The organism is Moryella indoligenes (assembly GCF_030812885.1).
In the GTDB taxonomy this organism is placed as follows: Bacteria; Bacillota; Clostridia; order Lachnospirales; family Lachnospiraceae; genus Moryella; species Moryella indoligenes.
Genome location: NZ_JAUSTO010000028.1, coordinates 1 through 10,956 on the forward strand (window position 1 = coordinate 1; position 10,956 = coordinate 10,956).

General features: G+C 35.8%; 11 protein-coding genes. 1 reads left to right on the forward strand and 10 read right to left on the reverse strand.

The genetic code is table 11. From position 1 onward, the window contains the following. Positions 1 to 109 precede the first annotated feature (109 nt). The 6 genes from J2S20_RS11760 to J2S20_RS11785 all read right to left on the reverse strand — a co-directional run bounded on the left by J2S20_RS11760 (position 110) and on the right by J2S20_RS11785 (position 6,466). Positions 110 to 1,126 carry a PP2C family serine/threonine-protein phosphatase gene (locus J2S20_RS11760; RefSeq protein ID WP_307255519.1) on the reverse strand — a complete coding sequence of 339 codons (1,017 nt, stop codon included), beginning with the start codon at positions 1,124 to 1,126 and terminating at the stop codon, positions 110 to 112. A 62-nt stretch (positions 1,127 to 1,188) separates the two neighbouring features. Next, on the reverse strand, positions 1,189 to 1,953 hold the full coding sequence (locus tag J2S20_RS11765; RefSeq protein ID WP_307255520.1) for a vWA domain-containing protein: 765 nt from the start codon (positions 1,951 to 1,953) through the stop codon (positions 1,189 to 1,191). A gap of 12 nt (positions 1,954 to 1,965) precedes the next feature. Then, positions 1,966 to 2,652, reverse strand: a complete 687-nt coding sequence (locus J2S20_RS11770) for a vWA domain-containing protein (protein ID WP_307255521.1) — start codon at positions 2,650 to 2,652, stop codon at positions 1,966 to 1,968. Positions 2,653 to 2,721: 69 nt separating this feature from the next. Beyond that, entirely contained in the window at positions 2,722 to 5,082 is a 2,361-nt protein-coding gene (locus tag J2S20_RS11775; RefSeq protein ID WP_307255522.1) for a CFI-box-CTERM domain-containing protein, read from the reverse strand. Positions 5,083 to 5,096: 14 nt separating this feature from the next. After that, on the reverse strand, positions 5,097 to 6,065 hold the full coding sequence (locus J2S20_RS11780) for a hypothetical protein (protein ID WP_307255523.1): 969 nt from the start codon (positions 6,063 to 6,065) through the stop codon (positions 5,097 to 5,099). Positions 6,066 to 6,388: 323 nt separating this feature from the next. Continuing rightward, a complete protein-coding gene (locus J2S20_RS11785) occupies positions 6,389 to 6,466 on the reverse strand; it encodes a hypothetical protein (RefSeq protein ID WP_307255528.1) in 78 nt (25 codons plus the stop codon). Between the two features lie 94 nt (positions 6,467 to 6,560). On the opposite strand from J2S20_RS11785, the gene J2S20_RS11790 reads away from it, so the two are divergent. After that, on the forward strand, positions 6,561 to 6,698 hold the full coding sequence (locus tag J2S20_RS11790) for a hypothetical protein (RefSeq protein WP_307255524.1): 138 nt from the start codon (positions 6,561 to 6,563) through the stop codon (positions 6,696 to 6,698). Positions 6,699 to 7,052: 354 nt separating this feature from the next. Here the strand turns inward: J2S20_RS11790 and dinD are convergent, their stop codons facing one another. The 4 genes from dinD to J2S20_RS11810 are packed head-to-tail and all read right to left on the reverse strand — an operon-like array spanning position 7,053 to position 10,838. Then, entirely contained in the window at positions 7,053 to 7,913 is an 861-nt protein-coding gene (gene dinD / locus J2S20_RS11795) for a DNA damage-inducible protein D (RefSeq protein ID WP_307255525.1), read from the reverse strand. A 55-nt stretch (positions 7,914 to 7,968) separates the two neighbouring features. After that, a complete protein-coding gene (locus tag J2S20_RS11800; protein ID WP_307255526.1) occupies positions 7,969 to 9,093 on the reverse strand; it encodes a GmrSD restriction endonuclease domain-containing protein in 1,125 nt (374 codons plus the stop codon). Beyond that, entirely contained in the window at positions 9,090 to 10,625 is a 1,536-nt protein-coding gene (locus tag J2S20_RS11805) for an adenine-specific methyltransferase EcoRI family protein (protein ID WP_307255527.1), read from the reverse strand. The genes J2S20_RS11800 and J2S20_RS11805 overlap by 4 nt, the downstream gene beginning before the upstream one ends. Positions 10,626 to 10,628: 3 nt before the next feature. Beyond that, positions 10,629 to 10,838, reverse strand: a complete 210-nt coding sequence (locus J2S20_RS11810) for a helix-turn-helix domain-containing protein (protein WP_071132860.1) — start codon at positions 10,836 to 10,838, stop codon at positions 10,629 to 10,631. Between the last annotated feature and the right edge of the window lie 118 nt (positions 10,839 to 10,956).

A 10,956-nucleotide genomic window follows, 5' to 3' on the forward strand; every position in this document is an offset into this window, starting at 1 on the left:
AGCACCTCTATGACCTTGAAACCGAAAACCAGCTGGCGATAGGCTGACGCTCAGCTACCGATGGTTTGAATTTGCGAAAAAATCTTGACACTAGGTTCGACCTTTATGTTTACTCATTATTTACCTCGTTTCCTGTGTGCAAAAGTATTATTGTATGGTAACAGCTACCATTTTTCTCAATAAAATTAAGCATACAAAGTTTATTGATATATTTTTTCATATATTTTTGCTTTAGATGAATTCTTCGTGCAATCCGTGATATGGATTGGTTATTCTGCAAATAAGCCAAAATATCATCGTATCTCCTTATTGTCTTTTTAGATGTGCTGGTTTTAAATCCTAATAATTTTTGTTTTTGTCTATTATCTAATTGCAAATATCCTTTGAAAGCGTCATTTGTTTTTACCAACATAGCAATACTGCAATCATCTGTTGTTGCGTTTATGATTACATTTTCAAAACTTTGTTTAAGTTGTTCTTGCACTTTATCAGTAGAAATGATAGTGGACATCTGCATTATCTTTTTTAGAACATCTGCCAGTTTACGTTCTTTTTTACTATACAAACTTGTTTCAGTTCCATCTGACATTAAGACAAAACCTTGAATCTCTCCTAAAGACCCCTTTATTAACTTCATAGTCATAATAGCGTCTTTTGATGTAGTGAATACAGTCGTATTTACAAACTCACCATTTTCTGGCTGAGAAGCGATTTTCATCTCGTTATTTTTAAGATATCCAATCACACCATCTCCTATATGTGCAATTATGAATTGGTCATTCTTAACAGCTACAAACAAAAGAGTAGAAGCCAGTTCTTTGATTTCACATTCCAGCAGCTTTGCTGTTTCGTTCAGGCTTTTAAGCACCCCTTCTATAAGTTGTTGTTTTACAGCAGCACCGTCATTATCCTCAAAATAGACATCAAACTTCTCAGTCAATTCAGAACATATAAACTTTGTAACAGTTTCAGCCCCATAATGAGATAATTTTGCCGAGCCAGCACCATCTGCCAAAGCTATTACTTGCATATTATCTGTTACAATCGAGTATGTTTTATCCTGACAAGGTGTGTTCGACTTTATATGCCCACGACCTTGTATAGCGCATTGAATTACATTCCACATTTTATAAGCACCTCCATATAACAGTGTCTGACAAACACTCAGCTTGTCAGACACATCGTTTTTTATAATTCTGCCCAGCCTTTAATTCCCTCAACATCCAGTTTGACGCTTTCGCCCGGTGTAGACTGGGATGTTTTTGACACACTTTTGCTAAGCCAAGCAAAAAACTCTTGGAATTTCATTCCCTGCAATTTTAATGCTGGACGTTTAGGGGAAAAGCTATTAAGCGTAGACATATCACTTTCATTACCTATGCCAATAGGAAATACCGTTAACTTCTTTTGATTAACCATATCTGTGGTGCGGCATATTGCACGGTTTAATTCGGCTGCATCCCCATTTGGTACTCCGTCTGTCATTAATACAAGCCAAGGTTGATAGTAATCAACACCTTTATCCTTATATTCTTGTTTTCTTTGTTCTAACAAATCCAGTGCAAGATTGACTCCTTCTCCCATTGAAGTATCGCCAACCGGATGTAATTCTGGAATTGTTTCTTGTCTCTCAACGTTTGCAAAATCCAAAACACACGTGGCCTTATTGTCAAAAGTAACAATACATATTTCAGCTGAATACACAGCAATTTCGTCTTCACGAATTGCTTCATAAAACTGTTCTACACCTTTTTGAAGTTCATCAATTCTGCTTGTTCCGCCTGTTACAACATTCCAAGTACGACCATCTTCGTAAACGGTTTCGCCAGTTGCTACACATTCTCCTTCAACCGCTCCCATTGAACCACTGGTGTCCAAACATAAGCAGATTGGCACTCTCGGTGTAGGATTATTTACTAAATCTTCTATTCTTAAAAGCATATTATTATCCATGATTTTTCCTCCTTATAATTCGCCCCAGCCTTTTATTCCTTCAACATCAAGCTTCACACTTTCACCCGGTGTAGACTGTGAGGTCTTCGATACGCTCTTACTAAGCCAAGCAAAAAATTCGCGGAATTTAAGTCCCTGTAATTTAAGAGGTGGTCTCTTTGGCGAGAACTGGGCAAGAACATCCATATCCGCATCAGAGCCTATACCAATAGGAAATACTGTAAGTTTCTTCTGGTTAACCAAGTCCACAGTTCTATTTATTGCACGAGATAATTCTGCCGAATCACCATTAGGGGCACCGTCTGTCATAAGAACCAACCAAGGCTGATAATAATCCACTCCACGGTCTTTATACTCATCCTTACGCTGTTCAAGCAAATCCAGCCCCATATTAACAGCTTCGCCCATAGGTGTCATTCCATCAGCAGTAAGCGTAGGTGCATTAGGCTGCACTTCTAAGCTTGCAAAATCAACAATGCATTTTGCGTTGCCGCCAAAAGTCACGATGCTGACCTCTGCTGAATATAATGCTGTTTCATCTTCACGAATAGCTTCGTAAAACAAACGTACACCCTCATTTAATTCATCAATAGGCACTCCACCCATCGAACCGCTGGTATCCAAGCAGAGACACACAGGCACTCTTGCTGTAGGGTTATTCACTAAATCCTCTAATCTTACCAATAAATTGTTGTCCATTTTAATATCCTTCTTATATTGTTTGTGAAATTTGCATTTATTTATGGAATTGATTTTCCAAGATCATCTTTAAGATAATACAGTTTGCAAATATTGATACATATCTATGTATAGCTTTTTGCACGATTCAAATTGTTTGCTTTCAATAAACATAAGGCATGGCTGCAAATAATTATCCCAAAGATATTGACAATAAGTTGCATAGTTAGCCGACATTCTTAATTTACTAACAATAAGTGGTGCATTATTATAGTATTCTGCAATCAATTGCTGTCCCCCTGGCTGATGTCTAAGCCAGTTATCTCGATATGCTCGCAAAGTATTAAGTTCTACACAATCATCCTTTTTCCCAAAATACTCACATACCACAGTTGATATAAAGCAAAATGACCCATTGTTTCCAGAAGAACCCGTATTATTCGAAGCTGAAGTATGTCTTGTGGTTTGAGACGAATATCCGCCAGAAGAACTGTACGAGCGATTCTTTTTAGCATCACGACAGGATTTGCAACGTTTTGGAATATCAAACCCTTTGCTGGTATAGAAATCATATTGATTATTTGTAATTTCAAATTGACGTCCGCAATCAACGCAATTCTGCCTAATCCTTACTTTGTTTCCATATTCAAAGCACTCAGGACAAACATTAAAACGCTTAGCATTTTTGACATACTTCTGATAGTTTGTATACAGAATTTCTTTGCCACACTTTTTACATCTGTAGACTTCGCCTTTATTTAAGCAATCACGGCAAATACCGTTTTGGCATTGATTTTCAGGCACTTCATTGCCGCACAACTTGCAGGTAGTATACACAACTTTGGGATTTTTTTTATGACGAGTAGGGAATAATTCCTCTGACATCTTGTCTTGTTTTCCAAATTTTCCACTATCTAACAATTCAAGATAGTATGTAAAAATAGGAAGCCACTCATCTACCGTAAGTCGAGTATTTTCCGTAGAATAATCGCCACCTTTCCTGAAAGTGTTATAGAATGCTTTTTTCAAGTCATAAGTTAGATGACTCCAAATGTAACGCCATGGACCATCAGGCGTTTTTTTGTTTGAACTTTCCCCAAACGGATACGAAAAATCCATCTTAATAATGTTGTTAATAGGATCCTCTCCGCCTTGCTGTGAATAGGGTGGTTTTCCCGGAAGCATAATCATAAAAAGGAGTGTAGCTACTGCAAAATTTTCATTTCCCATGGTTCGTAAGAAATCCGAAAAATGTTTTCTCTGAATTTCTGGTGCAGTATAGTTGTTGGTACCTACTGGGCAGGGAAAATTTTCAACTTGATAGCTATCCGTATCAACAAAATAAACTTCCTTTGGAGACACAACCAAGATATTTGCTGGATTTATGTCACCCATCACGATATTTCTATCATGAAGATATTTGATTTTTTCCAGAATCGTAATGCACAACTCTACAGTATCGCGCTTTTTCCAGTTGGGAAAGTTCTTAAGAAACAACGGTTTGATAAAGATGCTTTTCTGCAATTCCTTTCCTTTTGCTTTTGGCATCATATATCCAACAAACTCTTTATTGGAATTGTATAATGCCGCAACTGGGTAGCATACACCCTCACATTCAATTTCTTTGCTGAGCATTAGTTTGATTTTTTCATATTTTCTTTTAGTATTATTTTCTTTTTTATATATTTTAGCAACATAAGGAGTATTGGTAGTATAAATGATACCTTCTCCACCAGCTGCAACTTTGGACTCCAATTTTATTGGGCCACGTGACGTATACACGATTTCGTTTTCTGTTGGAATATGACTTACTGCAAGTCTTGAATCATCAAGTGTTGTTACACTTTTACAAATTTGAAAGACTTCATCTTCATCCAGCTCTTCTTCATTGCTTGGTCTATTATTTTTCTTAGAACTATCGCTCTTAGTGTTCTCGGTGTTCCATGTGAAATTACTTAAAAAGCCATACTGATTAATTCTTTTGACATGTACGGGGTTTGCTCTAACCGATTTATTGCTATTTAGTGCTATGATATCTTTAGCTAAATCATTATCCTGCGTAATAAGTAATAATTTATGTGTCATTCTAAATTTGGTAAATACCACCTGAAAAACATTATCCGCAAAATTATCGCCTTGTTCGCCTCTTATTTCAACAAAGCCTGCATTGATTAGCTGATTCAATATTTTCAAACACTTTTTTGCATTCTCTGCAAGTTCAGGTTTTCCAGTATTGGCTTCATGCTTTTGCAATTCTTCAATACTTCGCAGTGGGATAATTACTTTACTTTGATATTGTCGAAGGAGAGGAATAATATTCATCCAAAATTTATCTGCTGCAAAATGTAATATGCTACAGGTATCCATGAAAATTTTCCAATCCTTAGCGTAACTATCCAATACGTTTTTAGCGTAAGTTTCCTTACCATTTTGATTAGCATCGTATGCCATAACAACTTCCTCCCTTAGTCAATTGATTCCCAGCCCTTTAGTCCTGCTGTAGAACTATCCTCAGGTTTTAATTCATCATTATCGTTCATCATTATAGATTGTTCTATTTCCTCATCGCACAAATCCTCCTGTTCCCATTTTTGGAATCCGTTAGCTTTAGAATATTTCAGAACCAGAATATTGAACCCACCAAGTGCATCATTGTTGAGTCCCATAATCTGCTTTGCTAATTTAGCATCACAGGTAATTATAGCCAATCTGTTGACACATTTAAATTTAGCAAAGACCGATACAAATGTACTTACGATGTTTACATCATTTTTTTCGCCACGTATATCAACCAGTTCCTCATTTTGCATACCCATAAGCAACTTCATTCCGTTCTTTGCAAGAGATACATCATTCTCATTAGGACTCATCAATTGATGCTGGATTGCCTCTATTACTTTTAACGGAACAATGAATTTATTGCCTCTATTTTTTAAAGCCAAAGCTAAAGGCTGTATCGCATTTGAAAAATCATCTTCGAACAGAACCGTCTGATCCAAAAAAACTCGATAGTTCTCTGCAATATTATTAAAATCCTCGTTTGCAATAGCTGAGGTCATATCTGATGAGAAACCAAATATCTTTGACTCATCCGGAAAACACATAAACCATTTTTTCAAAAGCGAGCCATTTTCAATCGTTTCAAACACATTGCTTGAACTTTCATCTTCATTTGAACATAATATAGTTGAAAGAATAGGCAGTAATTCTGGCTTATCTTTTACATAATTATCAATTACTGCACAAACAGCAATATATTGAATTGAACTCATCTTATTCTTTTGAGTTTCAAGATTGTTTATCGTTTGCCTTGTCAACCCTATTAAGTCTCCGAATTCCTGCACGCCAAATCCTAACACCTGTCTTATTTGTTTTAAAGACGCTTGCATTGCATCAACCATCCTTTGTCTTAATTGATAATAAAAATCTATCATTCTTACACCGCCTTTCTTACACCAAGAATATCATTTTTCTTTACCAATGTAAATAGAATTTACAAAAGTAAATAATATGAATGATTTTCACCCAACCCTCCGTTCTATACATACTGTTTTCGTATACAACTCTACAACTAATATTCAAACTTTAACTATGTAATATTATAAAGGATTGAGCAGACGACCATCCATACCATTACTTACAATTTGTGATTTACTACACTTGGCAGCAAATCCCCTTGACTATACTTTCACCAGTAAGATTAACGCCATACTCGACATACAAAATATGGGGCAACCATAAGGCTACCCCAAAATAACTACGCATATACGATTTCTTTCAGCACTACTTCCTCTGCACTATGCCGGATATTATTACACCTATCAACCCACAACATCTGATTTTCTGCTTTTAACTGTTCCGTCACTCCCTGCCTGCCTTTCTTTCATCTGCTCTATCAATCGTTCCATCATTTCATAGCAGTATGATGAATGGCGATACAAATATCCGAATTTAGACACCACTCAGATATGGGCAAAAGTTCCCTCGCAGGATTTTTTGATTTTGTAAAGAACAGTGCAGAACAGATAGAAAAAGAAGAAAAGAAAAAATCCAGAAAGAAAAAATAGACATCAAAAAAACCTTACCGATATTCAGTTTTCGTGCTGAAAATCAGTAAGGTTTTTCTATATGATATTAAGATAAAATTATTCTGTGAGTAGTGAAAAAGTGTTGCCAAATCGTTGCCATACGCTAAACAAATTTGCTTGAAACCATTGATTTTACTGGACTTTTTCAGTCACGAATATTATTCGAACTCAATAATTACCATAGCATATTTGTTTCTTTAATTCTGTATTAGTATCTTTTTAATTTCTATTTTTAGCTATTTTTATACCTGTTTTTTGCAGTTTTAGAGTTTTTTAGTATCAAAACAGTATCAAGAGTGATACTACAGTAAGAGCGATTTCTATTGGTAAACATTATTCATCCAACATCAACTTGCCTTTTTTAGCTTTATCTTTTAAACGCTTCATCTGTTCTTTTTCTATCTGTTGAATGCTTTTCTCCGGAACAGGCAAGTCTTCCGGCATAGTGCCACCAATTTTTTCAATAGCACTTCTTACTTCTTTTCCTACTGAGTAGTGAACCTTTGTTGCAGCTTCTGCACCTTCAACTTTGTCTTTTCTTAGCTTTTCTTCGGTCTGTGAAATTCTAAATAAATTAGCAATCAGTTCGGTGCTTCCCATATAGTCCAGAATTTTTTGTCTTGCGGTTAAGCCTTTTCTGTTGTGTATATCTTCTACATCTAACCCACCATACAATCCCATGTAGCCTGCATTCTGAAATATAGCAAACTCTTCATTTGTGATGACTCCTGCATCATGTGCTGTTTCTACCAAAAGCTGATTCCATTGTTTAATATCTCCACGAACAACAAGCCTTCTTCTATCTTCATCAAGCTGATTAAAATGGTCAGCTATTTCTTGACGATATGTCTGTATGGCAAAATAGGTTTGTCCAAGTGCAATAACCTCTTTTCTCGGATCACCGTTTTGCACAATCAAATAGCAAGCATATCTTGTAAGTTCATAATCTTTAATAGACTTGCTTGTAGCACCTGCTTCCACGATTTTGCTGACCTCAGCAAAATCGTATTCTGTTTCATGTCCACTATTCTCACAAGCAATCATTGCCCTAGCAATGACCTTTTGAAAGTTTCGCCATTGAGAATAATCAAGTACCGTAGCGAGTTCTCTTGCACTCCAATACTCGCTTCCATCTTTCCGAACATATTTTATATCTTCAAATTTTTTATATTCTTTTGCCTTTAAATTTGGCATATTATCTCTCCCGCAATACTAAAAATCTAAAAGTTGCAATGGATAATTTGATTTTTTAGTACTTATCCGTTTTCTTTCCATTGCAATCTCTACACAGCATTTGACAGTTATCTGGAGTTGTATGACCACCTTTGCTCCAAGGCTTAATATGATCACCCTCCATTTCTTCAAACTCAAAATGTTGCTTGCAAATAGGGCAAATGCCATCTTGTTTGCTATAAGCAGCCATTTTATCTCTCTTGTCAAATGCTCGTAAATTAAGCAATCTTCCGGCAAAAGGGTCTTTGTCTTTGCACAAAAGATATTCATAAATTCCTTTTGGTTTTTGAACATCTTCATCTTCGTGAAGCCTTTTAACTTCAGCATTCATCATTGATGAGTTGTATAAGTTTGAATGGTATTCATTGTAAAAATGACACCAATCCAATCCTTTCATATCTGGATAGTATTTAGGAAATATCTTTTGCACCCAACTGATGACATCTTGAAAATATTGCCACAATTCATCTGCGTCATTATCCGATTTATGTGCCGCCATATATTCCGTAATATCCTTTATGCCCTGAAATTCGCTGATGCCTTTCAATGCCTTTTCAAGAAGCTCCTGTCTGTTTGGATCTCCTGTAATATATTTATCTGACAAGCCTTTAGCTGCACAATTTCGCTTGGAGAAATACTTCTTTGCATCGGATAGCCATTCACCTGTATAAACAGAATTTCGTAGTTCTTGTTCTGTTAACTTTTCACCGGCGATATTTACAACCTTGAACCAATCTAATTTTTCCGACTCGTTGCCCTCGCAAATATAAATCATAAACTCATAATTCATAATCGAATTGTATTTATCATCCGGCAATGCATCCCAGTAATACTTTTTGCCGTCAATTGTAATCGGAAATTGATGTTTAAGATATTGCATTACAGAAATCGTCCTTTGTTGACCGTCCAATACTTCATATTTTTCATTTCCAATCTTTACCCAGTACATAACATTTAGCGGAAAGCCTTTTAATATTGTATGCATAACCGCTTCAGCTTGTTCTGCGCTATAAACAAACTCTCGCTGATATGCTGGTCTTATCGCTAATTTACCACCATAAGCAAAAACCCCGTCATCTCCGTTATCCGAATAGCTTTCGAATATATCTCTAACTTTTATTGATTTAGGCTCTATTTTCATTGCCGTTTTCTCCTTCTAATTAAAATTCTATTATAAATTTTCTTACCATCAATTATTGTATAACATGGATAATTACCTAAATATCTTGCACTATTTGCTAACCCAAGTATTTCAAATTGTTCCGGATTATATTTATCAAGAAAGGTAATGGGTACGCCCATAACTCCACTACACTTTTCTCTTGATAAGTATTCTTGCATAGGTTTCTCGTCCACCAACCTTGAATCTGTGTCCATACTTCGGATTGTCTGGGACATATCTGTCAAGCCCAACGATGATGAATTGGTCTGGGTTGTACTTATCAAGGAATGTGATTGGCACTCCCATAACTCCGTTACATCTTGCGTCTGATGACAATTCTCGCATAGGTAATGCGTCTGTCTGTCTGTCTGTCTGTCTGTCTGTCTGTCTGTCTGTCTGTCTGTCTGTCTGTCTGTCTGTCTGTCTGTCTGTCTGTCTGTCTGTCTGTCTGTTAGAGCGTAATTTTCTTCATCTTTTGTTGTCAAGGCTTTTTTTGTGGTAATTACCGCATCTTTATCCTTTATCAAACCATGCCCCTTTTGCGGAGTATCAGGATTAGTTCTAATATCATTGGCATTAACTATTTCAAACTGGTCTGGATTATGTTTATCAACATATGTGATAGGGACTGCCATACTCTCAAAATAATCTTTCGGAATGTCTGCAACTTTATTTACATTGATTGCATCATAATTATCATATTTAGGATAGTCCTCTTCATTCCCATAATAATTCTTATACAATATCAATTCTTCGTGTCTCTTTTCATGATCTAAGTTTGTATACCAACAAATAGTTCCAAAACTACGCCATTTCTGTCCAAATTCGTCTATCCAAAATCTTGTAGCTCGTGGTTCATAATGATCAGGAACTCTAAAAGCCATATCTCCAAACTTACAACCCAGCCATATTTTATTTTCCTGTATCAACGGAAATATTTCTTTATACGTTATATTATTTTGATTTCCTATAATCAAAAATTTCTTGTCATACTCCATCAGCAGTGCTACATATTCTCTAAAAAGGCTGAATGGCGGATTTGTTACAACAATATCGGCTTCTTTCATATATTCAATACATTCATCTGAACGAAAATCGCCATCTCCTTTTAGCTTTTTTACACCACGCTTTTTTGATTTTAGTAAATTATCAATATCTTCATCAGAAACGCCTCTGCCGTTTGCCATTGGAACTTCCGTTATGTCCATGACATAACCATTTCCAGTAACAACTGGCTCATTCATATAATCAAATAATGTCAGTTGCTGCCCTATAACTGTTGAAGTGCTATAAGAGGTACATATCAATCTTTTCAAACCAAGATAGTTAAAATTACGCAAGAAAAACTTGCAAAAATTACTTTCAAACGGATCATCACAATTACATAAAACCGTTTTTCCTTTGAAGTGTTTTTCATAGTGATTTAATTCATTCTGTATATCTTTATACTGAGTATAAAACTCATCCTGCTTTGCTATACTCGCAGCATTAAGACTCGAATTTTTTGCCATTCTTTATTCACCATCCTCTTCAAATTCCATAATATCGTCTAATGTACAATTCAAAGCTTTGCAAATCTTACCTAAAACTTCCACCGTTACATTATCGTTCTTGTTAAGTTTATTTATAGTATATGTGCTGACTCCAGCTATTTGAGCTAACTCTTTCTTTTTCATGTCCCTATCCAATAAAATATGCCATAGCTTTTTATAATTAGCTTTCATTAAATTTCCTCACTTTCTATGAGTCCCTCACTTGTAAAACGAGATGCAACCCCTCTCACCCTGACCTGAGTCCATAGTTGCTTATAAATGAATACCCTCCGGGAGGTTGCATTCCGGT